Source organism: Aeromonas sp. R2-2 (assembly GCF_040908355.1).
Classification (GTDB): domain Bacteria; phylum Pseudomonadota; class Gammaproteobacteria; order Enterobacterales; family Aeromonadaceae; genus Aeromonas; species Aeromonas veronii.
On record NZ_JBFODQ010000072.1, the window covers coordinates 61240 to 87290 of the forward strand.

Below are 26051 nucleotides of genomic sequence, written 5' to 3' on the forward strand. Positions count from 1 at the left end.
TTAGTTTTTTTTGAGCGGCACGCTCGCCTGCTTGTCATATAATCCGCTCCGTTCAAGGAATCCCTCTTGCCTGGCAAGGGCAGGAGCGAGCACACACTTTTGGATCCGGTCGCTTTTTGTTGCACGCAGTGCAGTCAGAGCGGTGGCGCGGGTCGCAAGGGTGGTCGCCAAAGCGAAAAGGCTTTTTGCTAAGGAAAGAATGCGATGATCCAGACTACTGTACTGCATCCCAAACACCTGGAAGCCGGCGCCAAGATGGTGGACTTCCACGGTTGGGAAATGCCCATCAACTACGGCTCCCAGCTGGAAGAGCACCACGCGGTGCGCAGCGATGCCGGTATGTTCGATGTCTCCCACATGACCATCGTCGATTTGACCGGCGAACGGGTCAAAGCCTTTCTGCAACACCTGCTGGCCAACGACGTGGCCAAACTCACTGCCCCCGGCAAGGCCCTCTACAGCGGCATGCTCAATCCGGAAGGCGGCGTGATCGATGACCTCATCACCTATTATCTTGGCGATACGTTTTACCGACTGGTGGTCAACTCCGCTACCCGCGAGAAGGATCTGGCCTGGATCCGACATCACGCCATCGATTTCGATATCACAGTAACCGAGCGTCCCGAGCTTGCGATGATTGCGGTGCAGGGCCCCAACGCCAAGGTCAAGGCTGCTGCTGTGCTGAGTGCCGCCCAGCGTACTGCCGTGGTGGGGATGAAACCCTTCTTCGGCGTGCAGGCTGGCGATCTCTTTATCGCCACTACCGGCTACACCGGCGAAGATGGTTATGAAATCGTAGTGCCGCAAGAGAAAGCCTGCGAGCTGTGGCAAGCGCTGCTGGATAACGGCGTCGCCCCGTGCGGCCTCGGTGCCCGCGATACCCTGCGCCTCGAAGCGGGGATGAACCTCTACGGTCAGGATATGGATGAGTCAATCTCTCCACTCGCCGCCAACATGGCCTGGACCATCGCCTGGGAGCCGAGCGATCGTAACTTCATCGGCCGCGATGTGCTGGAAGCACAGAAAGCGGCGGGCAATCAGCCCAAGCTGGTGGGGCTGGTGATGGAAGAGAAAGGGGTGCTGCGTGCCGGTATGCACGTTACCTTCACCGCGGCAAACGGTGAGAAGCGGGAAGGTGTGATCACCTCCGGCTCTTTCTCCCCCACCCTGGGCTACAGTATTGCCCTGGCGCGGGTGCCCCGCGATATCGGTGAGCTGGCCGAGGTGGAGATCCGCAAGAAGCTGGTCACCGTGAAGGTCACCAAGCCCGCTTTCGTCCGTAACGGCCAGAAGCTGGTTTAACATCGTCTTGGGGGAGGGCTGTGCCTCCCCCCCATCCCTTTTCATATTCGTTTTTAAACGCGACTCAAAGATCAAAGGAAGCACAAATGAGCCATATCCCGAGCGAACTGAAATATGCCACTTCCCACGAGTGGATCCGTGTTGAAGCCAACGGCGAGGCCGTGGTCGGTATCACCGAACACGCCCAGGAGCTGCTGGGTGACATGGTGTTTGTCGAGCTGCCGGAAGTGGGCAAGCAGGTCAGTGCCGGTGACGACTGCGCTGTGGCCGAGTCGGTCAAGGCGGCCTCCGACATCTACAGCCCGGTGAGCGGCGAGATCATTGCCGTCAACGAAGAGCTGGAAGGGAGCCCCGAGCTGGTCAACTCCGATCCTTACAGCGCTGGCTGGCTGTTCCGCATCAAGCTCGATGACGAGAGCGAGCTGGCCAACCTGCTGGATGCAGAAGGCTACCAGAACGTGGTGGACGAAGAGTAATGCCCCCGGGCCCTGCCAATACAGCAGGGCCCCTTTGTATGACCGCCAGCCGGGCAAGCACCGGCCGGTGGAAGGGTGAAGTCGCCCGCGCCTGCCGTTTGCCAGTCTAGGTGCCTAGGGGGCAAACAGGCCGGTTCGCAACAAGGCGATCCCCTCTCGATGCTGCCGCAGCATCCGGTGCCGCACCCTGTCTGCGGGACCCAGAACATGAGTGGAGTCGGTATCAACCGACGATCAGGAACATCAGGTCTTGGTTATCAGGATGTCATGCCAGGACTTATTTATCAGGAAATAGGGAAATGACCCAGTCACTGTTTGAACTCGAGCAAAAAACCGATTTTGTCCGCCGCCATATCGGCCCGGGCGAGGAAGAGCTGCGCCAGCTGCTGGCGACCGTCGGGGCCGAAAGCCTGGACGATCTGATTGCCCAGACCGTGCCTGCCGCCATTCGACTGCCGGGCCCGCTCGGCATCGGTGCCGGCATGACCGAAGTGGAGGCGCTGGCCAAGCTCAGGGGCTATGCCGCTCAGAACAAGATTGCCAAGAGCTATATCGGCATGGGTTATCACGATACCCATGTGCCCCACGTCATTTTGCGCAACGTGCTGGAAAACCCGGGTTGGTATACCGCCTACACCCCCTATCAGCCCGAGCTGGCACAGGGCCGTCTCGAAGCCCTGCTCAACTTCCAGCAGCTGACGCTGGATCTGACCGGCATGGATTTGGCGAGTGCCTCCCTGCTGGATGAAGCGACCGCCGCCGCCGAGGCGATGGCGCTGGCCAAGCGGATGGCCAAGTCCAAATCCAACCTCTTCTTCGTGGCCGATGACGTGCACCCGCAGGTGATCGACGTGGTCAAGGAGCGTGCGGTTCACTTTGGTTTTGATGTGGCGGTTGGCGCCGCGAGCGATGCAGTGAGCGAAGAGGTGTTCGGTGCCCTGTTCCAGTACCCCACCACCACAGGTGAGGTGAAAGATCTGCGCGCCCTGATTGCCGCGGTACAGGCCCAGAAAGGACTGGCCTGCGTCAGCGCCGATCTGCTCTCCCTGCTGCTGCTCAAGTCCCCGGGCGAGCTGGGCGCCGACGTGGTGTTGGGCTCCGCCCAGCGCTTTGGTGTGCCCATGGGTTACGGTGGCCCCCACGCCGCCTTCTTCGCCACCCGCGATGCCTACAAGCGCTCCATGCCGGGCCGCATTATCGGCGTTTCCAAGGATGCCCGTGGCAAGGCCGCGCTGCGTATGGCGATGCAGACCCGCGAGCAGCATATCCGCCGCGAGAAGGCCAACTCCAACATCTGTACCGCTCAGGTGCTGCTGGCCAATATGGCGAGCTTCTACGCCGTCTACCACGGTCCGGTGGGACTGAAAACCATCGCCTCCCGCGTGCACCGTCTCACTACCATTCTGGCGCTTGGCCTCAAGGCCAAGGGGGTGGCCCTCAAGCATGCCAGCTGGTTCGATACCCTGACCGTGCAGACGGCAGATAAAGCTGCACTTATTGCCAAGGCTGAAGCCAATGGCATCAACCTGCGTGCCGATCTCGACGGTGCGGTAGGGGTGTCTCTCTCTGAAACCACCACCCGCGCTGATGTGGCCGAACTGTTTGATCTGTTCCTCGGCCAAGGCCATGGGCTCGATATCGAGGCCCTCGACAAGGCGGCCCAGACTCATCACGCCATCCCGCAGGATCTGCTGCGCACCGATGCCGTGCTGACCCACGAGGTGTTCAACAAGTACCACTCCGAAACCGAGATGCTGCGTTATATCCATCGCCTCGAAGCGAAAGATCTGGCGCTCAACTACGCCATGATCTCCTTGGGCTCCTGCACCATGAAGCTCAACGCTACCGCCGAGATGATCCCGGTCACCTGGCCCGAGTTCGGTAAGTTGCACCCGTTCGCTCCGCTGGCGCAGGCCAAGGGCTACCAGCTGCTGCTGGCCGACCTCGAAAACTGGCTGGTGAAGGTGACCGGTTACGATGCGGTCTGCATGCAGCCCAACTCCGGTGCCCAGGGCGAATACGCAGGTCTGCTCGCCATCAAGAAGTACCATGAATCCCGTGGCGAGGGGCATCGCGATATCTGCCTCATTCCGGCTTCTGCCCACGGTACCAACCCGGCCTCTGCCCAGATGGCGGGGCTCAAGGTGATCGTCACCGCCTGTGACAAGTCCGGCAACGTGGATCTCGACGACCTGCGCGCCAAGGCGGCCGAGGCGGGGGAGCAACTCTCCTGTCTGATGGTGACCTACCCCTCCACCCACGGGGTGTATGAGGAGACCATCAAGGAGGTGTGCGACATCGTTCACCAGCACGGTGGTCAGGTCTATCTGGACGGTGCCAACATGAACGCGCAAGTCGGGTTGACTGCACCGGGCTTTATCGGGGCGGACGTCTCTCACCTCAACCTGCACAAGACCTTTGCCATTCCTCACGGCGGTGGCGGCCCGGGCATGGGCCCCATCGGTGTGAAGAAGCATCTGGCACCGTTCGTGGCTGGTCACGCCGTGGTCAAGACCGACAAGGAGAGCCGTGACAACGGCGCCGTGTCGGCGGCACCGTTCGGCTCGGCCAGCATCCTGCCCATCAGCTGGATGTACATCGCCATGCTGGGTGACGAGGGGCTGAAGAGATCCACTCAGGTGGCCATCCTCAACGCCAACTATCTGGCCAAGAAGCTGGGTGAATCCTTCCCGGTGCTCTATTCCGGCCGCAACGGTCGGGTGGCCCACGAGTGCATTCTGGATATTCGCCCGCTCAAGGAGGCTTCCGGCATCAGCGAGATGGACGTGGCCAAGCGGCTGATGGACTACGGCTTCCACGCGCCGACCATGAGCTTCCCGGTGGCGGGTACCCTGATGGTCGAACCGACCGAGTCGGAATCCAAGCGCGAGCTGGATCGCTTCGTCGAAGCGATGACCTCCATCCGCGCCGAGATTGCCAAGGTGCAGGAGGGGCAGTGGAGCCTCGCCGATAACCCGCTGGTCCATGCGCCGCACACTCAGGACGATGTGATGGATGCAGAGTGGTCCCGCGGCTACAGCCGTGCCGAGGCGGTCTTCCCGTCCGACGCCGTGCGTGCCAGCAAACTGTGGCCCTCGGTCAACCGCATCGACGACGTCTACGGCGATCGCAACCTGTTCTGCTCCTGTATCCCGACTGAGGATTACGCCAAGTAAGTGGCGTTTAGGAGCTACAGTTAAGCCTTATAAACAACAGGGCCACCCAGACGGGTGGCCCTTCGTTTACATGGACTTTATCTGCATGCTGCTATCCGAATGTCCGGCTTAAGTCCTTGAGCTGGCTCGCTTTGCTCTGCAAGTTGGCACTGGTTTCACTCACCTGATCGATTTTGAGACTGTTATCGTGAGAGAGCGAGGATATCTGGTTGATATTACGACTGATCTCCTCGATGACCGCTTGTTGCTCGGTGGCAGCGGCGGTGATCTGGTTTGAAAAATCAGAGACCTTGTCTATCTCGACCACAACCTGATTCAGGTTGCCGGTGCTTGCCCGGGTGGTGGCGAGGCAGGCGTTGGTTCTGGTCACATTGAGATGCATCATCTCTTTCCATCCCCCCAGGGTTTGCTGGATATGGCCAATGCTGTTCTGGATCTGCTCTGTCGCCTTGTGGGTTCTGGTCGACAGGCTGCGAACCTCGTCCGCCACCACTGCAAAGCCACGCCCCTGATCGCCTGCCCGTGCGGCTTCGATGGAGGCATTGAGCGCCAGCAGGTTGGTTTGATCCGCAATGCCGCGAATTTCGCTCATGATGGTGCCGATCCGCTCGGACTCGCTCGCCAGCTCAACGGCTGACTGAAAGGCTTGCTCCGCTTGGGTGGCCAGCGCCGACATCTCTTCTCCTGCTTCCGAAAGCTGGGTGCTGGTGGTGATGCAGTGGCTACGGGCCTCTTCAATCTGGCTGTTGCTGTCTTGAATATTGCGGTTGATCTCCTCGGCGGCCGAAGCCATCTGGGTGACGGCGGTGGCAATCTGCTGGATCTGCGTGTCTTGCGAAGAGATATCCTGGCTTGCCAGCGAGGCGGAGCCACGCAGGTCATTGGCCATGGCATTGAGCGACGCGGTGGTGTCATCTACCCTGCCGAGTACGGTACGGATCTTCGCTTGCCCGAGCTTGATATGGAAATCGGCAATGCTGTGGGGGGCATCCCCCGAGAAGATAAGGCGGCTGATGCTGTCGTAATCCTGCTCGAGCTGCTGCAAGAATCGCGGTGTGAGGAAGAGAGGGTGGCGATTGAACCAGATGGCTGCCAAGAGAGGAATAATGACCCAGAGCGCCTGCAGCGGTGAGAGCAGCCAGAGCGCGCTGATCACGCTGACGAGCAGCAGAGGTATGGTCATCATGGCCGGTGTGAGTTGACGCAGGCCCATGTGAATGGCAGAGCCGGTTTCACGGGCTTTAAGGGTTTTGTACATCTTGCTGGCACGCGCTTTGTGCTCTGCGGCGGGACGGCAGCGGACGGATTGGTAACCCACCATCTTGCCATCTTCATAAATCGGGGTGACATAGGCATCAACCCAATAATAACGACCATCTTTGCAGCGGTTTTTTACCATGCCTCGCCATGGTTTGCCTGCCTGCAGGTGGGCCCAGAGATCGGCAAACGCTGCCTTGGGCATGTCGGGGTGGCGCACCAGATTGTGATGCTGCCCCAACATCTCTTCCAGGCGATAGCCTGCCACCTGACAAAACGCCGGATTGGCGTAGGTGATGTCCCCTTTGAGGTCGGTCGTCGATACCAACTGGATATCGTCGGCAAATTCAACCTCGGTATCTGTGGTGTGAAGCGAGCTGGTTACCATGATCAGGCTCCGGTTTCGGCGTAACGGAATACTTCGTTTGAGTATGGCAGAGGATGTTCATTTATTGTGTTGTTGCACATTAACTCTTGTGCTACTGCGTGGGGACGGGATGGGTCTCACATTTTTACAGTACGGTTCGGCGAGGGGAGGCAAGCCATGTCACATGGCCCGGAGAGCAGCAAACCCTCATCCTTTGGCTGTCTCAAATTGACTGCCGTACGGAATAAACAAACGCCGATCATCCGATCGGCGTTTGTCTATGAGGTGCCGGATGGTTTCACACTCGGCTGCTTTGGCATTTTGCCTGTTTAAAGATGGGCGACTTAAAACAACAGTTGTGTCAGGTAGCCCATCAGGATCGCCATGCCGAGGATCACGGTAAGAAAGGCCGCAATCATCGGTGTTCTGAACATCGATTTGAGCAGGATCACCTCGGTCAGGCTGGCACCGGCACTGCCGATGATCAGCGCCATGACGGCGCCCATTCCCATCCCTTTACCCAGTAGTACCGACGCCAGCGGGATCACCACGATGGAGCCGAATGTAGGAGGGCTTGTTAAAAACGGTACTCGATGTGGAGGGTATGGCTGTCCAGCCCCGGATTCTTGTCATACATATGGGCGTTGGACATGTGCTCATACTGATAACCGATCAGCCAATTCTTGGTGATGGCGTAGCCGAGGCCGATCCCCAGAGCGAACTGGAAGGGGCCGCCGTAATCCTTGTAGCCGTGGCCGATCCCCAGAGCGAACTGGAAGGGGCCGCCGTAATCCTTGTAGCCGTGGCCGCGAGTGCCAAATTGGTACTGATCGAGCCAGACCATTTCGCCGGGGAGCCAAGTCACCCAGTTACCCCATTGGCATTCGATACGGGCGCCGCCCCCCAGTCTGGCGGTCTCTTCATCTTCTACCTTGAGCATACCGCCACGTACCCCCAGCCCAAATTGGCAGCCTGAGTCTCCCCAACGCCAGAACATGTGATGGAACTTGGCGTCGGCGATGTTGATGTCGAGCTTTTCATTGCTGAAGGCCTTGCCAAGCTGCAGTACCACGATATTGTCATTGGCCATTGCAGCCTGATTGGCGAGCAGTGCTGTCAGCAGGCCGATCCTTGATAGAGTGTTAGCGTCCATGCCCCCTCCCGATCCTTGTTGTCATCGTGGTGATCCTGTTGATCACCCTTCAGGCATAGTCAATCGACGCGCTCCCTGTCAATGCATGGTCACTCGGTAAAAAAATTAAATATTTATGAAAAATCAACTATCTGCATGGCCTGATGTGATTTGGCGGGCGTGGAAATGGGGAGATGAAAAAGCCCTTCACCATGGTGAAGGGCTTTTTGCTATCTGGCGTTACCCGCCCGGTTTGGCGTGCAGGCTTAGTAGCCCTGCTGGTGCACGTCCATCACGGCGCGGCCGGACGGGTCGGCCATCTCCTTGAACTTGGCATCCCACTCCAGCGCGGTGGGGGTGGAGCAGGCGACCGACTTGCCGTAGGGCACGGTGCGGGCGGCGGCTTCCAGCGGGAAGTGCTCGTCGAAGATGGCGCGGTAGAAGTAGGCCTCCTTGGTGAGCGGGGTGTTGATGGGGAAGCGGAATGCCGCCGCCTCGAACATCTGATCCGTCACCTCTTGTTCTACCATGGCTTTTAGGCTGTCGATCCACGAATAACCCACGCCGTCGGAGAACTGCTCCTTCTGACGCCATGCCACTTCGTGGGGCAGCAGATCTTCGAACGCTTCGCGCAGGATGTGCTTCTCGATCTTGCCCTTGCCGCACATCTTGTCGGCAGGTTGCAAACGCATCGCCACGTCCATGAACTCCTTGTCGAGGAAGGGCACGCGACCTTCCACGCCCCAGGCCGCCATCGACTTGTTGGCGCGCAGGCAGTCATAGAGATGCAGTGAGGCAAGCTTGCGCACGTTCTCTTCGTGGAACTCGCGAGCGTTGGGCGCCTTGTGGAAGTAGAGGTAGCCACCAAACAGCTCATCGGAGCCTTCACCGGAGAGCACCATCTTGATCCCCATCGCCTTGATGTAGCGGGCCATCAGATACATCGGCGTGGAGGCGCGGATGGTGGTGACGTCATAGGTCTCGAGGTGATAGATGACGTCGCGCAGGGCATCCAGACCCTCCTGCACGGTGAAGTGGATCTGGTGGTGGATGGTGCCCAGATGGTCAGCCACCTTGCGGGCGGCGGCGAGATCCGGCGACCCTTCCAGACCGACGGCGAAGGAGTGCAGTTGTGGCCACCAGGCTTCGCTCTTGCCATCATCCTCGATGCGGCGCGCCGCATAGAGCTTGGTAATGGCGGAGATGACGGAGGAGTCCAGTCCGCCGGAGAGCAGCACGCCATAAGGCACGTCGCACATCAGCTGGCGTTTGACCGCCGCTTCCAGCGCGGCTTTCAGCTCGGCCTTGTCGCTGACGTTGTGCTCGACCGCGCTGTATTCCATCCAGTCGCGCTTGTACCACTGTTTGAGCTCGCCATCCTTGCTCCACAGGTAGTGTCCCGGCGGGAAGGTCTCGACGCTCTTGCAGACCGGCACCAGTGCCTTCATCTCGGAGGCGACATAGAAGTTGCCGTGCTCATCGCGACCGGTATAGAGGGGGATGATCCCCATGTGGTCGCGACCAATCAGGTAGGCATCCTGTTCGGCGTCATAGAGGATAAAGGCAAAGATGCCGTTGAGATCGTCGAGAAACGCCGGGCCCTTCTCCTTGTAGAGAGCGAGCAGCACTTCACAGTCAGATTTGGTCTGAAACTGGAAGTCGACCTTGAGGGTTTTCTCCAGCTCTTTGTGGTTGTAGATCTCGCCGTTGACCGCCAGCACATGGGTGCGTTCGGGGTTGTAGAGCGGCTGGGCGCCATTGCCCGGATCGACGATGGCCAGACGCTCATGCACCAGAATGGCTTTGTCGGAGCTGTAGACGCCGGACCAGTCAGGCCCGCGGTGACGAAGTCGCTTGGACATCTCCAGCGCCGATTTGCGCAGGGCGACTGCATCGGACTTGATATCCAGAATGCCGAAAATTGAACACATTGGCGGTAATCCTCTTGATTTTTATATGAGCCCCCCACGTTTGGGCTCGAAATTCCATTTACATTCCTCGTCAGACACAATGCCTAGCGGAAAAACCTTTTGCAAGCGGGAAAACCGCAGAAAATCATGCCGTAAGCGTCAAGCAGATCAACAGGATAAGGATTGTTGCAACGGGGCAGGGTGACGTGAACGTCAAGCCGAGGCGGGTTCGAAGATGACGTAGACCTTGCGACAGGGGGTGAGGGTCTCCCACTCACCGACAAAGCCTGCCGGAATCACGAATTGATCCCCGGGTTTGAGAGCAAGCTGGCCGCCCTCACTGTCGTGGATCACCACATCCCCCTCCAGCAGCTGGCAATACTCGTGTTCGGTGTAGTGGATGGCCCAGCGGCCGGGCTCGCAGCTCCAGAAGCCCACGTGAAACTGCTGGCTGGGGTCGGAGTAGTGGTTCCATACCGTTTGCGCCGGGTTGCCCGCTTTAATGCGCTCGGGGGCTGGCATCAGCGGGGTAGGGGCCGCCTCGTGGCGGCCCGGCAAAATCCAGTCGTTGAGGGTCTTCATGGTGCCTCCTTGGCTTCGGCAGATAGGAACGCGGGGCCATCCCGGCCCCGCGTTTGTTCGCTTTATTAAACGAGGTTGTGCATAACTTAAACGATGCGTTCCTCCTTGCCAAGAGCCCTTGCCAAGGGCTGCTGGCCGACGACTCAAAGCGGCTGCAAGCGGCGGATCACATGGCGGGCAAAGCCGCTGCCCGCTTCGTTGTAGACGTTGAACACCGCATCCACCCCCTGTTCCTGCAAGGAGGCGATATCATCCTCGAAGCGGACGATGGCGGCGATCTTGCCGTTGAACCCGTGGCTGCGCAGCTTCTCGATGGCGTAGAGGTTACCCGAGTGGTGGGGCATCGCCAGCAGCACCAGATTGACCTGATTGGAGAGCAGCACCTTGTCCCAGAAGTCGGTATCGGTGGCATCCCCCTCGATGACGTTCATCCCCTGGGCGCGCAGGGTGGGCAGCTTCTCGCTGTCGTTCTCCACCCCGAGGATGACGTTGCCGTACTTGTTCTCCAGCTCGAAGTAGGCCCCCTGACCGATCCGCCCCATACCGAGGATGATCACCTCGGCATCACCAAGTTCTATGGGCCTGTCTTCCGGATGGAGGTTGCTCGCTTGCAATCCTCGCAGCCAGTGGCCGATGCGGTGATAAATGCGCTCGCTCTGGGCATTGAGCGGGGCAGAGATCATAAAGCTCGCCGCCAGTGCCAGCGAGACCGCCACCAACCACTCGTGGGAGAGCCAGCCCGCCTTGGCGGCGATGGCCGCGACGATCAGGCCAAACTCCGAGAAGTTGGTGAGCGCCAGGGTCGAGAGCAGCGCGGTACGTACCCGCAGGTGAGCGCCGCTGTAGACCAGATAGTAGAGCGCGCTTTTGAGCGGCAGGGCCAGCACCAGCGCCAGTGCCAGCAACATGGTGTCGTGGGTCGGCAGGCCGTTGAGGCCGATGGTGAGAAAGAAGCAGACCAGAAAGAGGTCTTTGAGGTTGAAGAGCGCCTTGGCCAATCCCGCCGCCGCCGGATGGGAAGCGAGCAGCATGCCGATGATCAGCGCCCCCAGATCCGGCTTGAGGCCGACTACTTCAAAACCGGCGGCCCCGACCACCAGTGCCAGAAAGACTCCGAACAGCACCTGCAGCTCGCCGTGACCGGCCCGCTCCAGCAGCTTGAACAGCAGCGGGCGCAGCAGCGGCAGTCCCAGCACCCAGAGCGCCCAGATGCTGGGCCACTTGCCGCTGGAGAAGGCCAGAAACGCCACAGCGAACACATCCTGCATCACCAGCACCCCGATGGCGATACGGGCGTAGAGGGCATTCATGTCGCTGCGATCTTCCAGCACCTTGACCGCAAAGACGGTGCTGGAGAAGGAGAGGGCAAAGCCCAGCAGCAACGCCAGTTTCCAGTCCAGCGAGAGGGCAAGTTCAAGCCCCAGCCCCTTGCAGACCAGCAGCACCATGGTAAAGAGCAGGGTGGAGAGCAACAGGTGCAGGCTGGTGGTGCCCCACACATCGCGCCGCATCAGGGTCTTGATATTGAGTTTGAGGCCGATGGTGAACAGCAGCAGGGTGACGCCGAGATCGGCCACCTCGCTCAGGGCGGGGGTATTTTCATATCCCATGCCGTTGAGGATAAAACCGGCGGCCAGAAAGCCGAGCAGGGGGGGCAGGCCAATCAGATTGACTACCATGCCGCAACCAAAAGCCACGGCGATCAGAATGGGTTCCATAACAGATCCTGCAAGGGCAGGAGAGACCTGCCCTGTTTAACGCTTGGGTGGTGATTAGACGATATCGATGTCGACCACTGAGTCGAAAATATGGTTCGGGCGAAACGGCATGCGGTCGATATCGGCGACCTTGCTCACCCCGGAGAGCACCAGCACCGTCTCGAGACCGGCCTGAAAGCCCGCCAGAATGTCGGTGCGCAGGTTGTCGCCGATGATGATGGTGTCGTCTGAGTGGGCCTCCATCCGGTTGAGCGCCGCACGGATGATCCAGGCGCTCGGCTTGCCGACATAGAACGGCTTCTTGCCGGTCATCCGCTCGATGGGGGCGCACAGGGCGCCGCAGGCCGGGTGCATCATGGGGCCGTGGGTATCGGGGTTGGTGGCGATAAAGCGGGCCCCCTGATCGACGAACTTGGCCCCCTGTTGCATCATGGTCCAGTTGTAGTTGCGGGTCTCGCCCACCACCACGAAGTCGGGGTCTATGTCGGTGATGGTGAAACCGGCCTTGTAGAGCTCGTGGGTCAGCGCCCCTTCGCCGATCACATACGCCTTCTTGCCATCCTGACGCTTGAGGAAGTCGGCGGTGCCCATGGCGGAGGTATAGAAGCACTCCTCCGGCACCTCGATCCCGGCGGAGCGGAAGCGGTTTTGCAGATCTTTCTGGGTCTGGGCCGGGTAGTTGGTGAGGAACAAGAGCTTGCTGCCCTGCTCCAGCAGGCGATGGACGAAACGGTCGGCACCGGGGATGAGATCGTTGTTGTGCAGGATGACACCGTCGATATCGCAGATGACGTTCTTCTTCATGAAAACTCCTTGTCAGGGCGCAGGCGAGCCGCCAATCGTTAAGATGTTCAATCATTTATGATTTTTGTGACGCCATTATAAGTCTGTTTGATGACAAGTCTCCCCTGTCTCGCCACTTGGGTGCACAATAAAGCTGCCGTCGGGTCAGTCTGGTGGAGGGGCTGACGCCGGATCACTTTGCTGATGGAGCCGTCGCTATGGACACCCCGATTCCCAAGCCAGTCACACCCGAACACCTCACCGCCGCGCAATTTATCGCCGGACTGCCGAAACTGGAGCTGCACCTGCATATCGAGGGCAGCCTCGAACCCGAGCTGATGTTTGAGCTGGGCCGCCGCAATAACATCCCGCTGCCCTGGCCCGATGTGGCCAGCGTGCGCGCCGCCTATGACTTTGACTGCCTGCAATCCTTTCTCGACCTCTACTATCGCGGCGCCAGTGTGTTGGTGACCGAGCAGGACTTCTTCGACCTCACCTGGGCCTATCTTGAGCGTTGCGCCGCTGACAAGGTGGTGCATGTGGAGATCTTCTTTGACCCGCAGACCCATACCGCCCGCGACGTTTCCTTTGCCACTGTGCTGGGCGGCATCGAGCGGGCGCTGCAGACCGGGGAGAAGGAGTTTGGCATCAGCTGGCGGCTGATCATGAGCTTTTTGCGCCACCTCAGTGAAGAGGAGGCGTTCGCTACGTTGGCAGAGGCTATGCCCTTCCTGTCGCGCATTCACGGCATCGGCCTCGACTCGGGTGAAAAGGGCAATCCGCCGACCAAGTTTGCCCGGGTCTTTGCCAAATGCCGCGAGCTGGGGCTGCCGGTGGTGGCCCATGCAGGTGAAGAGGGGCCTGCCGACTACATCTGGCAGGCGATCAACGAGCTGCAGGTATGCCGCATCGATCACGGAGTGCGTTCGGCAGACGATCCCGAGCTGCTGCGCTATCTGGCGGATACCCGGCTGCCGCTCACCGTCTGCCCCCTCTCCAACACCCGGCTCAAGGTGTTCGGCAATATGGCCCAGCACAATGTGTTGCGGCTGCTGGAGCAGGGGCTCTGCGTCACCATCAACTCGGACGATCCCGCCTACTTTGGCGGCTATATGAATGCCAACTTTGTGGCGCTGGCCGATGGCCTTGGCGCGACCATGAGTCAGCTCTGTCGCTTGTCGCTCAATGCGGTGGAGGCGAGCTGGCTCTCTGTGGCCGACAAGGCGCGCCTGACTCGGGAGATCCGCAGTTATGCCGAGACTCACGGGGTGATCCTGCACTGAGTCAGGCGCCAATGAAGTCGAGATGAGATGCACTAGATATAGAGAGGCCCGCCATCACTGGCGGGCCTCTTTCGCTTCAATGGTCGGTGTGGTTATTAGGGAAGGTCAGCGTTATGCCACTCGCACCAGAAACTTCTCGCCCTGTCCTTCGCGCTTGAAGCGCTCGAGCAGGGTAGGCAGTGACTCAAAGTCGCCGACCACCAGCGGCGGCAGGGTCAGCTCGCCGCTCGCTATCTGCTCCATCATGGCGACCCCGGCGGCGACCAGTCGGCTCCACTGTTTGTCCGAGCCAAAGGCGTGCTGGGCGCCCAGCGCAATCTCGTGCAATGAGTGGCAATGGGTAAAGGCGGGCAACGGGTTGTGCGGGATGCGCCCGAGCACAGTCACCATATGGCCGTAGTAGCCAAGGGCGGGCAGCAGGCTCTCTGCCTGCTGGCTGGAGACCAGATCGATGATCCCCTCAAACGGCTCGTTGCCGTTGGCGGCCTGCAGGGTGGCCAGCCAGTCGGGATCCCGATAATCGGCTACACCCTGCACACCGATCTGTTTGAGCCACTGATGGTGGCGTGGACTGGCGCTGGCAAAGACCCGCGCTCCTTGCTGGAGGGCTAGCTGCACCACAAAGCGGCCGACGCTGCTGCCAGCACCGGTGATGAGCAGCGCTTCCCCGTGCAGGCGCGGCAGCTTGGCCAGCGCCTGCCAGGCGGTGAGGCCGGGACAGGGCAGGGCGGCGGCGGCCTCGTCACTCAGGGCATCGGGCACCGGCAGCAGGGCTCGGGCCGGTACTCTAGTGTGGCGGGCAAAGCTGCCGTGGTGGCGCAGGTCGGTGTGATAGGCGACCCGGGTGCCGAGACGCAGATGGCTGACGTTGGCGCCGAGGGCCACGAGAGTGCCCATGCCATCGACGCCGGGCACTTGACCATCCTGCCAGTTGGAGTGGCCATACTCGATCAGCTTCCAGTCCACTGGGTTGAAGGCGATGACCCGGTTGGCTACCAGTACCTCGTCAGGGGCGAGCGGTGCCAGGGGTAGATCGGCGAGGGTAAGCTGGGTCGGTTCACCGGGGGCATGCCAGCACCAGGCTTGGGTGTGATTCATGATGACTCCTTGTGAAAGCGAGGGGAGAGAACAACGAGATCATTGCAACAGTGATTCGGTCAGTCATATCACTGTTGCTAATGGGCAACAATACGGCAGGCCCCAACCTGTGGAGCCTGCGTTATGTGGCCGGTTGGCCATTGGTAATCAGCGGCTGGCTGCTGCGTCCTCGGCCTGATAGACGGGGTAGTCTGTCAGCCCTTTTTCGCCGCCGCCAAACAGGGTGGCCGGATCGTGGGGGGCCAGCGGATAGCCGTGGCGCAGTCGGTTCGGCAGATCCGGGTTGGCGACGAAGGGGCGGCCAAAGCCAATCATGTCGGCCCAGCCCGCTTCGAGGGCGGCGCGAGCCCGCTTGCCATCATATTTGCCGGCGTAGATCAGGGTGTTGGGGAAGGCATCCCGCAGACCCTGCTTGAAGTTCTCCGGCATCAGGGGGGCATCGTCCCAGTCCGCTTCGGCAATGTGCAGGTAGGTGACATTGAGCTGGCCCAGCAGACGGGCGGCCGCCAGATAGGTCTCCTGCGGATTGGCATCCACGGTGCCGTTGAGGGTGGTGAGTGGCGCAAGACGCACCCCAACCCGATCGGCGCCGATTTCGCTGCTGACTGCCTCGGTCACCTCTTTGAGGAAGCGCAGCCGGTTCTCCAGCGATCCGCCGTAATTGTCGGTGCGGGCGTTGGATTCGGAGTCGAGGAACTGGTTGATCAGATAACCGTTGGCGGCGTGCAGCTCGATGCCGTCAAAACCGGCGCTGATGGCGTTGCGAGCCGCTTGGCGGAACTGGCCCACCACCGCATGGATATCGGCCTGGGTCATGGCGCGCGGGGTGACGGTCTCGACAAAGCCCGGCGCATCGCTGCCGTTATCGACGAACACCTTGACGCCCACTGCGGGCAGGGCTGAAGCGGAGATGGGCTGGGCGCCGCCGATGTTGTCCGGATGGGTGACCCGGCCCACGTGCCAGAGCTGGGCGAAGATGGTGCCCCCCTTGGCGTGCACGGCATCGGTCACAAGCTTCCAGCCAGCGATCTGCTCGGCACTGTAGATCCCCGGCGTCCAGGCATAGCCCTTGCCCATGGGGTCGATTTGGGTGCCTTCGCTGATGATCAGGCCCGCCTCGGCGCGCTGGGCGTAGTAGCTCGCCATCATGGCGTTGGCCACATCACCCGGCTGACTGGCACGGGAGCGGGTCATGGGGGGCATGACGATGCGGTTGGCAAGGTGCAGCTGGCCGAGGCGCAGCGGGCAGAACAGGTGATCGTGGCTCATCTTGAGTTCCTCATGGTGGAAGTGAGGCCACTTTATGCCGCCATCTTGTTGTGAAAAAGGGGGGTAATTGCACAAGAGAATTGTGCTTGATGCAGCAATCGATGCAGCAATCAGTGCAAACCGTCGGGAAAGAGGCGTTGAGGCATAAAGTTGAAGCATAAAAAAGAGGGCCGTCTGGCCCTCTTCTGTATTCTGCTGGTGGCAGGCTCAAGCCGTGGTGGGCATCACTTTCACCCGCTCGATGCGCCGCTCGCTCACCTCGATCACCTCGAAGTTGAGTTGCTGCAGTTGCAACTGCTGGCCCGGGGTGGGCAGGGTGCCGAAGTGGGAGAGCAGCATGCCCGCCAGGGTCACGTATTCATCGCTCTCGCTCACCAGTCCCTCGTGCTCCAGCACCTGCTCCACATGGTGGATGTTGGTGCTGCCGTTGATCAGCCACCCTTCGCCATTGCGTACGATATCCGGGGTTTCGTCCTCGTCCGGCAGCTCGCCGACGATGGCCTCCAGCAGATCGTGGGTGGTGACCAGCCCCTGGATCACGCCAAACTCGTCGGAGACCAGAATAAGGCTCCCCTTGGCTTTGCGCAGCTCCGCCAGCAGGCGGATCACGTTGATGGTCTGCGGCACGATAATGGGATCGTTCTGCTTGGCCAGTTCACTTAAGGATTGCCCTTCGTTCAAAGCAAACAGCAGGTCGCGCGCCTTGACCACCCCGATCACCTCGTCCAGATCCCCGTCACAGATGGGGAACAGGCTGTGGGGCTCGCGCTGCAGCAGGGCGCGGATCTCGTCGCTGGAGTCGTTGATATCGATCCAGGCCATCTCCGAGCGCGGGGTCATGATGGTGCGAATGGAGCGCTCGGCCAGCGACAGTACGCCGGTCACCATATAGCGCTCCTCCTCGCCAAAGCTCACCGGCGCTACGGCCGGGGCATCGAGATCGTCATCCGGCTGATCCTGATAGGCCTTGCTGCCCATCAGCTTGAAGATGGCGGCGGTGGTGCGCTCGCGCAGCGGCTGTTTGGATTCGTGACGCATGGCGCTGCGCTGGGCCAGCTGGTTGAAAAACTCGATCAGCACCGAGAAGCCGATGGCCGCGTAGAGGTAGCCCTTCGGAATGTGGAAACCGAACCCTTCTGCCACCAGGCTAAAGCCGATCATCAGCAGGAAGCTCAGGCAGAGCACTACCACGGTCGGGTGGGCGTTGACGAAGCGGGTCAGCGGCTTGGAGGCGAGCACCATCACCACCATGGCGATGGTCACGGCGGCCATCATCACGCCCAGGTGTTCCACCATGCCGACGGCTGTGATGATGGAGTCGAGCGAGAAGACCGCATCGAGCACCAGAATTTGGGCGATCACCACCCCAAAGCTGGCGTAGGCGCCAACCGGGCCGTCATCCTGGGGTTTGGCTTCCAGCCGTTCATGCAGCTCGGAGGTAGCCTTGAACAGCAGGAACAGGCCGCCTCCCATCAGGATCAGGTCCCGACCGGAGAAGGGGTGATCCCACAGGTGCAAAATCGGGGTGGTCAGGGTGACCAGCCATGACATGACGCTCAAGAGCCCAAGTCGCATCAGCAGGGCCAGCGACAGGCCGATGACGCGTGCCTTGTCCCGTTGGGCGGGAGGCAGTTTTTTCACCAGAATGGCGATAAAGACCAGGTTGTCGATCCCCAGCACGATTTCCAGAATGATCAGGGTAAACAGACCAATCCAGATGTGGGGATCCAGCAGCAATTCCATTGTATGACCTCAATAAAAACAGACAGAGCAGAGAGTGATCACGGCGCACGATGGCCGCAGTAACAGCAAGGCAAAGGTGTTATTCAGAGGCGCTGATTAAGCAGAAAAAGATAGGCTTTGACAGAGAGAGACGAAGGGCAACTTCGGGGATTGTCCATGATGGGCAATAAAACCTCGGGTGAAAAATGAGCCCTGATGATAGCGGCTGGCGCCAATTTGGCAAGAGCAGTGTCAGTGGGACGTGATGGGGTTGTGATGCGACAGGGGGAGGCGGCGGTGCCGCTCTCCCCCGTGCGGTCGTTACAACCAGCGCTTTTCGCGGGTGAAACAGACCGACAGCCAGGCATCCCCCAGGGTGTCGCCAAGGCGGGACCAGAGCTCCTGGCGCAGGGCATCCTGACGTTCGACGGGCCACTCCTGACCCGGCGCCACCAGAATGTTCAATTCCAGATCGAAGCGGCGACCGCTTTTGGCCAGATGGCTGTAGCACTCGATGCCGTGGCGCTGGCGCAGCGCCTCGATCTCCTGCTCGACTTGCCGTGGCACATCTCCCTTGGGGGCGATCTTCAACACTTCCCGCAGGTTGCGACCGAGCACCTTGATGGGAATAAGGGTGGCGCAGAGGGCCAGCAGCGAGACCAGCACCGGGTCTATGTAGCGGTTGTATTGGCCGTAGCCGATGGCATCGAGGCCAATGGCGACTACGAAACCGATAAGCAGAGTGGCGCTGAGCAGGGTATCCACCAGCCACTCCTTGGAGTCGACCCGCACCAGCTCGGAGTCTACCTGCTCGGCGACCTGGGCTTCGATGCGATAGATGATGGCACAGAAGAAGGTGGAGACGGCGGCATAGATAAGGGCGTGGCCGAGATCGATCTCCCGTCCGCCATCCAGCAGGGTGGTGATGCCGCTATAGAGAGCGCCAAGGCAGAGCAGCAGAATAATGGTGCCATTGATGACGTTGGTGATGGGCTCGAAGTGGGCGTAGCCATACTGGAAGCGCGCATCGGAAGGGCGGGTAACGAGATAGGCGGTAACAAGACCGAGGCCTGTCATTCCCATGCTGAACAGGGTGAAGATACCATCGAGCATGATGGCGTTGGAACCGACGAAGAGGCCGTAGCCAATGCCGAAGATGGCAAAGGTAATACAACCGAACAGCGACAGGGTAAGCGCCTGTTTTTCGGTGGTGACCAGCGTACTGATAACATGGCTGTGGTGAGCCATAAAAGTCCTCCTTTCAAATGGTGAATATTGCCAAGCGCAAGCGGTTTTCTAGCTGATATACTGCCCGCTCACATGTGAGCGGACTGGCCTGACTGCCATTGACAGGCGGCTGGCCAGTCGTTGTCGCCGGCGTGCCGGCATCAAGCAAAGGATGGGAACAAGGATTCATGATCCCGAGACTCGATTACCAGGACAGTTTGTCACCCGCAACCCTGCAGTTTCTTGAGTTGCTAGAGCGCAGCGCATTTCGTGGTGATATCGAAAAGTCTTATGCAAGCCGGTTGGCGATGGCGACGGACAACAGCGTCTATCAGGTAGTACCTCAGGCGGTTCTCTATCCGCGCAGTGCGGACGACATAGTAGCAATGCTCAAGCTGGCCGCAGAGCCGGCGTTCGCCTCCCTGAGCTTTTTCCCTCGTGGTGGCGGTACCGGCACCAATGGTCAGTCATTGGGCGGCGGCATTATCGTCGATCTCTCCCGTTATATGAACCAGATCATGGAAATTAATCTGGAGGAGGGGTGGGTGCGTGCCCAGGCCGGGGTGGTGAAAGACCAGCTCAACGCCTATCTCAAGCCCCATGGCTACTTCTTCTCGCCGGATCTTTCCACCTCCAACCGCGCCACCTTAGGGGGCATGATCAACACCGACGCCTCGGGGCAGGGGTCGCTGGTCTACGGCAAAACCTCGGATCACGTGCTCGGCCTCAAAGCCGTGCTGGAGAATGGTGACATCATGGCGACCGAGCCGCTAAGTAGCGAACGGCTTGCCGACAAGCTGGCGCTGGAGAGTCGCGAAGGAGAGATCTATCGCACCCTCTATCGCATCGGCAAGGAGCGCCGAGCCGACATCGAGGCGACCTTCCCCAAGCTCAACCGCTTTCTGACCGGCTACGATCTCAAGCACCTCTATCAACCCGATACCGACACGCTGGATGTGAGCCGGGTGCTGTGCGGATCTGAAGGGTCTCTCGGCTTTATCACCGAAGCCAAACTCAACATCACCCCCATCCCGCGCTACCGCACCCTGGTCAACGTCAAGTACGACAGTTTCCCTTCCGCTCTGCGCAACGCCCCCTTTATGGTTGAGGCCCAAGCGCTGTCGGTGGAGACGGTGGATTCCCGGGTGCTCGGGCTGGCCCGCGCCGACATCATCTGGCATTCGGTGAAAGAACTTATTCAGGATGTGCCCGGCAAGGATCTGCAGGGGCTCAACATAGTCGAGTTTGCCGACACAGACGAGGCAGAACACAAGGCCAAGGTGGCGGAGCTGTGCCGTCGTATCGACGCGCTGCTGGCCAAGGGGGAGGCCGGGATCATCGGCTATCAGGTGTGTGACCACCTGCCGAGCATCGAAACCATCTACACCATGCGCAAGAAGTCGGTGGGGCTGCTGGGCAACGCCGAAGGGCGCAAGAAGCCGGTGGCCTTCACTGAAGACACCGCCGTGCCGCCCGAATCCCTGGCCGATTTCATCATGGAGTTTCGCGCTCTGCTGGATGCCCACGGCCTCGACTACGGCATGTTTGGCCACGTCGATGCCGGTGTGCTGCACGTGCGCCCGGCGCTGGATTTGTGCGACCCCGAGCAGGAGGTGCTGCTGCGCCGCATCTCCGATCAGGTGGTGGCGCTCACCGCCAAATATGGTGGCCTGATGTGGGGCGAGCACGGCAAGGGCTTTCGCTCCGAATACAGCCCCGCCTTCTTTGGAGAGCTGTGGGAAGAGCTGCAGCGGGTCAAGGGGGCGTTCGACCCGACCAACCGCATCAACCCGGGCAAGATCTGTATCCCCTACGGTAGCGGCGCCGAGCTGGTGTCGGTGGATGGCCCCAAGCGCGGCAAGTATGACCGCCAGATCCCGCTCGCGGTGCGCACCAGCTACACCCGCGCCATGGATTGCAACGGCAATGGTCTGTGCTTCACCTTCGAGACCGACTCCCCCATGTGCCCCTCGGTCAAGATCAGCCGTGATCGTCGCCACTCCCCCAAGGGGCGGGCGGGCCTGATGCGTGAATGGTTGCGTCAGCTGGCGGAGCAGGGCTTTGACCCGCTGGCGGAAGAGGTGGCGCTGCAATCCGGTGGCGTGCGCTTCAAACAGCTGGTGGACAAGGTGCGCAACAGCTGGGCCAAACAGCGCGGCGAGTATGACTTCTCCCACGAGGTGATGGAGGCGATGTCGGGCTGTCTGGCCTGCAAGGCGTGCACCAGCCAGTGCCCGATCAAGGTGGATGTGCCAGATTTTCGCGCCCGCTTTATGCAGCTCTACCACGGTCGCTACCTGCGAGCTCCCAAGGATTACTTCGTCGGCACGGTGGAGAGCTATGCGCCGCTGCTTGCCAAGGCGCCGAAGCTGGTCAACTTCTTCCTCGAAAAAGAGTGGGCCCAGAAGGCGACCGAGAAGAGCATCGGCATGGTCGATGTGCCGCTGCTCTCGGTGCCGACCCTGGCCGAGAGCCTGCATGATAACCGCGCCCGCTATTTTGATCTGCCGGGTCTGGAGCGGATGAGTGCCGAGCAGCGCAAGCAGGTAGTGCTCATCGTGCAGGATCCCTTCACCAGTTATTACGATGCCCCCGTGGTGCGCGACCTGGTGAAACTCGCCAGCAAGCTCGGTTTCCAGCCCTATCTGCTGCCCTTTAAACCTAACGGCAAGCCCCAGCATATCAAGGGGTTCCTGCGCGCTTTTGCCCGTACCGCGGCCAACAGCGCCCAGTTCCTCAACAAGGTGGCGGCGCTTGGCATTCCCATGGTGGGGGTGGATCCGGCCATGGTGCTTTGCTATCGCGACGAGTATGCCAAGGCGCTTGGGTCGGCCCGCGGTGATTTTCAGGTGTTGTTGCCGCAGGAGTGGCTGCTCTCGCTGCCGGCAGATCAACTGCCTGCTAGCGCCAACAAGGCAAAGAGCGAGGAGGGGAGTGAGCCCTGGTATCTCTTTGCCCACTGCACCGAGAAGACCGCCAAGCCCTCCACTCACGGTGACTGGAGCACCCTGTTTGGCCGCTTCGGGGCCAGTTTGCAGCCGGTCTCTGTGGGGTGTTGCGGTATGGCGGGTACCTATGGTCACGATGTCAAACAGGTGGAGAACTCCAAGGGCATTTATGGGTTGAGCTGGGCCGACCCGCTCGCCCGCCTGCCCAAGGGACGCTGTCTGGCGACCGGCTATTCGTGCCGCAGTCAGGTCAAGCGGATGGAGGGGGAAAAGCTCAAACATCCATTGCAAGCCCTGCTGGAGCTGCTCTGATGCTGACGTTTCCCAAGCGGTTTCGGGTGCCGAAGGCCTATCGGCACCCACGTTTCTTGCTGTTACCCGCTACTCCCGCTCAGGCGGTGGTGGAGTTTGTCGCCATGTTGCGCGAGCGCGAGCAGCTCCATCAGCTGTTTCGCCCGAACGATATCTGGCCCTCCGCTAACTTCAGCCTGAGCCAGCACGAAGGAGATCTGGAGTGGCAGCAGTCGGAGTTTCTGGCCAAGCGCTCGTTCGCCTATGGCCTCTGGAGTCCGGATCGGGAGCCGCAATTTTGGGGTGGGGTTTATCTCTACCCCTCGGTGTTGCCGGAGGTAGCGGTGGAGCTCTTCTTCTGGAAGGTGGCCGAGGCCTCCATCAGTGATGAAGAGTTGGAAGGGCTGCTGCGCGACTGGCTCGCCAACGTGTGGCAGTGGTCTGAGCCCCGCTTGCCGGGTCGGGAGATGCCCTGGGCCGAGTGGCCCGGCGTTACCTACCCCTGGTGACATCCCGCTTAAGGGCATGATTGTGTAACACGCAGCGCCGGGTCGGTGCTGCGTTGTTAACACGTCACCTGGTAACCAACAACTCATATAACAGAACCATGTTGCCGATGGAGGGCGTTTCACCCATATCGGTACGCATTCATCGCTTACATAAGGAGTCTGCTCGCAATGAGTCACGATATTGCGCCCATCTGGCGTAAACCCATGAGTCTGGAGGGGCTCAACGCCACCTCTCGCAACACCCTGATGGCCCACCTCGATATCGTCTACACGGCTTTTGGCACCGATTGGCTTGAAGCGACCATGCCGGTGGATCATCGTACTCACCAGCCCCTTGGCATGCTACATGGCGGCGCATCTGTGGTGCTGGCGGAAACCTTGGGATCGATTGCCGCCAATATGGCGGTCGGGCCAGATAGCTACTGTGTGGGGCTGGAGGTGAATGCCAACCATCTGCGAGCCAAACGGGAAGGGGTGGTGACCGGGCGTTGCACGCCGCTCCATCTGGGAGCAACAACCCAGGTGTGGCAGATTGAAATTCGGGACGAACGTGAGCGTTTATTGTGCACCAGCCGACTGACCATGGCGGTGCTCAAACACAAGCGGGGCAAGGACTCCAGCGAGGAGTGATCTGCAATAACGCACTATGAGTGCAAAATAAGCAAGCCATACTCGTCAGATCCCTCTATAATTGCCAACGTCTTGAGAGGCTTATCACATTTTTCAAGACAGCAGAACAAAGTGGCGCTATAATCGCCGCCTTTTTGCTATTCCGCGGTGTTAGCCGCCTGCCTTAATCTGGAAGAATCTATGTCTGATACCGAACAACTGCCCCTTTTTAGTGAGCTTGGACTGGCCGCGCCTGTATTGAAAGCGCTGCAGGACGTGGGCTATGAGCGCCCGTCACCGATCCAGGCCGCAGCAATTCCCCACCTGATGGCGGGACACGATCTGCTGGGGCAGGCGCAAACCGGTACAGGGAAGACCGCTGCTTTTGCCTTGCCTCTGTTGTCTCGTCTGGAAGCTGGTAACCGCAACACCCAGATCCTGGTGCTGGCGCCTACCCGCGAACTGGCGCTGCAAGTGGCTGAAGCGTGCCAACGCTACGCCCACCACATGCCTGATTTCCACGTACTGCCCATCTACGGCGGTGCCTCCTACGAAACCCAGACCCGCGCCCTGCGTCGCGGTGCTCAGGTTGTCGTCGGTACTCCGGGCCGCGTGATGGATCTGATCCGTCGCAAGAACCTGGACCTCTCCGGCCTGAAAGCTCTGGTACTGGACGAAGCTGATGAAATGCTGCGTATGGGCTTCATCGACGACGTTGACTGGATCATGGAGCAGTGCCCGAGCACTCGTCAGGTTGCCCTGTTCTCTGCCACCATGCCGGAGCAGATTCGTCGCGTGGCCCAGAAGCACCTGAAGCAGCCCAAAGAGATCAAGATCGCCTCCAAGACTGCTACCGCTACCACTATTCGCCAGCGCTACTGGCAGGTAACCGGTCTGCACAAGCTGGACGCCATGACCCGTCTGCTGGAAGTGGAATCCTACGAAGCCCTGCTGGTGTTCGTGCGTACCAAGAACGCTGCCGAAGAGCTGGCTGGCAAGCTGGCCGCCCGTGGTCACGCCTGTGAAGCGCTGCACGGTGACATCCCGCAGAAATTGCGTGAGCGTACCGTCGACAAACTGCGTCAGGGCCAGCTGGACATCCTGATCGCCACCGACGTTGTTGCCCGTGGTCTGGACGTTGAGCGCATCACTCACGTAGTGAACTACGACATTCCGTACGACACCGAATCTTACGTTCACCGTATCGGCCGTACCGGTCGTGCCGGTCGTAAAGGCGAAGCCATCCTGTTCGTTGCTCCGCGCGAGCGTCGTATGCTGCGCGCCATCGAGCACGCAACCCGTCAGGCCATCGAGCCGATGAAGATGCCAAGCACTGAGGACATTAACCAGCATCGTCTGGCCAAGTTCAAAGAGCGCATCCGCGAAACCATGATGGGTGAAGAGCTCGAGATCTACCACAACCTGGTAAACGAGCTGATCGAAGAAGATTCTGCCGATCCGCTGGAGCTGGCTGCCGCACTGGCCAAGCTGGTACAGGGTGACCAACCGCTGCTGCTGGATGACTCCATTCCGGATCCGCTGCTGAATGCTGGCAACGATCGTGGTGGCTTCGAGCGCCGTGACTTCAACGACCGTGGCGGTCGTGACTTCGGTGACCGTGGTGATCGTCCTGCCCGTCGGATGCCGTCCCTGGAGCCGCGTCCGCTGAAAGACAACCCGGACGTGGAGATGGAGCGCTACCGCGTAGACGTGGGTGCCCATCACGGCGTCAAGCCGGGCCAGATCGTGGGCGCCATCGCCAACGAAGCGAACATCGAGAGCCGCTTCATCGGCAACATCGACATCGCCGATGACTTCTCCACCGTCGATCTGCCGAAAGGCATGACCGCCGATGTACTGGAAGTGATCAAGAAAGCCCGTGTTTGCCAGCGTCCGCTGCAAATCACCCGCTACACCGAAGTGCCGGCCGGTGGCAACACCAGCAGCCGTCCGCCCCGTGGTGATCGTCCGTTCCGTGGCGACCGTCCTTTCAACAAGGATCGCCGTCCCCAGGGTGACCGTCCCTTCAACAAGGATCGCCGTGAAGGCGGTTTCGACAAGGGTCGCAAGTTCGGTGGCAAGCGCCGCGAAAGCTGATTGCTGATCCCGTTATGAAGAAGGCCGCTCATTGAGCGGCCTTTTTTTGTATCTGCGATAGGGACTGTACCGTCAGTTTGCCTTTGTGGGGGTCATATTTTTGTTCCACAACCCAGGTCGTGAGCCAAAGGGGCATGAATATTTTCCGATGCAGTTGTGACATTCGGAGCCAGGATGCCATGCTTTTGGTGGCATTCGGGTACAGCCTGATGCTGGTTGCCTGTTGTGGTGAGCTGGTTGCAGCTACATTGTTTTGCATTGTGACTCTGCCGTTGTCATGTGGGTGGGCTGAGTG

The 26051-nt window shown here is 60.2% G+C and carries 20 protein-coding genes; 8 read left to right on the forward strand and 12 right to left on the reverse strand.

Annotated elements, in window-relative coordinates; translation table 11 throughout:
* A complete protein-coding gene (locus tag AB5Z09_RS15045) occupies nt 1-228 on the reverse strand; it encodes a hypothetical protein (RefSeq protein ID WP_041915404.1) in 228 nt (75 codons plus the stop codon).
* On the opposite strand from AB5Z09_RS15045, the gene gcvT reads away from it, so the two are divergent.
* The 3 genes from gcvT to gcvP all read left to right on the forward strand — a co-directional run bounded on the left by gcvT (nt 205) and on the right by gcvP (nt 4954).
* On the forward strand, nt 205-1302 hold the full coding sequence (gene gcvT, locus AB5Z09_RS15050) for a glycine cleavage system aminomethyltransferase GcvT (RefSeq protein ID WP_368195620.1): 1098 nt from the start codon (nt 205-207) through the stop codon (nt 1300-1302). The genes AB5Z09_RS15045 and gcvT overlap by 24 nt on opposite strands.
* A gap of 86 nt (nt 1303-1388) precedes the next feature.
* A complete protein-coding gene (gcvH, locus tag AB5Z09_RS15055; protein ID WP_005333898.1) occupies nt 1389-1778 on the forward strand; it encodes a glycine cleavage system protein GcvH in 390 nt (129 codons plus the stop codon).
* Nucleotides 1779-2077: 299 nt separating this feature from the next.
* Entirely contained in the window at nt 2078-4954 is a 2877-nt protein-coding gene (gcvP, locus tag AB5Z09_RS15060) for an aminomethyl-transferring glycine dehydrogenase (protein ID WP_368195621.1), read from the forward strand.
* 91 nt (nt 4955-5045) lie between these two features.
* On the opposite strand, the gene AB5Z09_RS15065 is transcribed toward gcvP, so the two are convergent.
* The 7 genes from AB5Z09_RS15065 to AB5Z09_RS15095 form a co-directional block, all read right to left on the reverse strand.
* Complete coding sequence (locus AB5Z09_RS15065; protein WP_005361477.1) at nt 5046-6599, reverse strand: PAS domain-containing methyl-accepting chemotaxis protein; 1554 nt, start codon at nt 6597-6599, stop codon at nt 5046-5048.
* A gap of 323 nt (nt 6600-6922) precedes the next feature.
* Nucleotides 6923-7132 (reverse strand): hypothetical protein, encoded by a 210-nt coding sequence (locus tag AB5Z09_RS15070; protein WP_368195649.1) that lies wholly within the window; start codon nt 7130-7132, stop codon nt 6923-6925.
* Between the two features lie 23 nt (nt 7133-7155).
* Nucleotides 7156-7731 (reverse strand): acyloxyacyl hydrolase, encoded by a 576-nt coding sequence (locus AB5Z09_RS15075; RefSeq protein WP_368195622.1) that lies wholly within the window; start codon nt 7729-7731, stop codon nt 7156-7158.
* A 245-nt stretch (nt 7732-7976) separates the two neighbouring features.
* Nucleotides 7977-9641 (reverse strand): asparagine synthase B, encoded by a 1665-nt coding sequence (gene asnB / locus AB5Z09_RS15080; RefSeq protein ID WP_005361356.1) that lies wholly within the window; start codon nt 9639-9641, stop codon nt 7977-7979.
* A 192-nt stretch (nt 9642-9833) separates the two neighbouring features.
* The gene (locus tag AB5Z09_RS15085; protein WP_368195623.1) at nt 9834-10202 is read right to left on the reverse strand and encodes a cupin domain-containing protein; all 369 of its coding nucleotides are present in this window, start codon (nt 10200-10202) and stop codon (nt 9834-9836) included.
* 143 nt (nt 10203-10345) lie between these two features.
* Nucleotides 10346-11920: a cation:proton antiporter gene (locus tag AB5Z09_RS15090; protein WP_368195624.1), complete on the reverse strand. Its 1575-nt coding sequence runs from the start codon at nt 11918-11920 to the stop codon at nt 10346-10348.
* A 54-nt stretch (nt 11921-11974) separates the two neighbouring features.
* Nucleotides 11975-12724: an HAD-IIA family hydrolase gene (locus tag AB5Z09_RS15095; protein WP_005337281.1), complete on the reverse strand. Its 750-nt coding sequence runs from the start codon at nt 12722-12724 to the stop codon at nt 11975-11977.
* A gap of 197 nt (nt 12725-12921) precedes the next feature.
* On the opposite strand from AB5Z09_RS15095, the gene AB5Z09_RS15100 reads away from it, so the two are divergent.
* A complete protein-coding gene (locus AB5Z09_RS15100; protein WP_368195625.1) occupies nt 12922-13986 on the forward strand; it encodes an adenosine deaminase in 1065 nt (354 codons plus the stop codon).
* Nucleotides 13987-14097: 111 nt separating this feature from the next.
* Here the strand turns inward: AB5Z09_RS15100 and AB5Z09_RS15105 are convergent, their stop codons facing one another.
* The 4 genes from AB5Z09_RS15105 to AB5Z09_RS15120 form a co-directional block, all read right to left on the reverse strand.
* A complete protein-coding gene (locus AB5Z09_RS15105; RefSeq protein ID WP_368195626.1) occupies nt 14098-15084 on the reverse strand; it encodes a zinc-binding dehydrogenase in 987 nt (328 codons plus the stop codon).
* Between the two features lie 147 nt (nt 15085-15231).
* Nucleotides 15232-16353, reverse strand: a complete 1122-nt coding sequence (locus AB5Z09_RS15110) for an alkene reductase (RefSeq protein ID WP_368195627.1) — start codon at nt 16351-16353, stop codon at nt 15232-15234.
* 207 nt (nt 16354-16560) lie between these two features.
* The gene (locus tag AB5Z09_RS15115) at nt 16561-18096 is read right to left on the reverse strand and encodes a TerC family protein (protein ID WP_368195628.1); all 1536 of its coding nucleotides are present in this window, start codon (nt 18094-18096) and stop codon (nt 16561-16563) included.
* Between the two features lie 300 nt (nt 18097-18396).
* A complete protein-coding gene (locus tag AB5Z09_RS15120) occupies nt 18397-19323 on the reverse strand; it encodes a cation diffusion facilitator family transporter (RefSeq protein WP_005361338.1) in 927 nt (308 codons plus the stop codon).
* A gap of 167 nt (nt 19324-19490) precedes the next feature.
* On the opposite strand from AB5Z09_RS15120, the gene AB5Z09_RS15125 reads away from it, so the two are divergent.
* The 4 genes from AB5Z09_RS15125 to AB5Z09_RS15140 all read left to right on the forward strand — a co-directional run bounded on the left by AB5Z09_RS15125 (nt 19491) and on the right by AB5Z09_RS15140 (nt 25756).
* Nucleotides 19491-22562 (forward strand): FAD-binding and (Fe-S)-binding domain-containing protein, encoded by a 3072-nt coding sequence (locus tag AB5Z09_RS15125; RefSeq protein WP_368195629.1) that lies wholly within the window; start codon nt 19491-19493, stop codon nt 22560-22562.
* A complete protein-coding gene (locus AB5Z09_RS15130; protein ID WP_368195630.1) occupies nt 22562-23050 on the forward strand; it encodes a hypothetical protein in 489 nt (162 codons plus the stop codon). Before AB5Z09_RS15125 ends, AB5Z09_RS15130 begins: the two co-directional genes overlap by 1 nt.
* Before the next feature lie 168 nt (nt 23051-23218).
* Nucleotides 23219-23680: a hotdog fold thioesterase gene (locus AB5Z09_RS15135; RefSeq protein ID WP_064336666.1), complete on the forward strand. Its 462-nt coding sequence runs from the start codon at nt 23219-23221 to the stop codon at nt 23678-23680.
* A gap of 180 nt (nt 23681-23860) precedes the next feature.
* Nucleotides 23861-25756, forward strand: a complete 1896-nt coding sequence (locus tag AB5Z09_RS15140) for a DEAD/DEAH box helicase (RefSeq protein WP_368195631.1) — start codon at nt 23861-23863, stop codon at nt 25754-25756.
* The last annotated feature ends 295 nt before the right edge of the window (nt 25757-26051 follow it).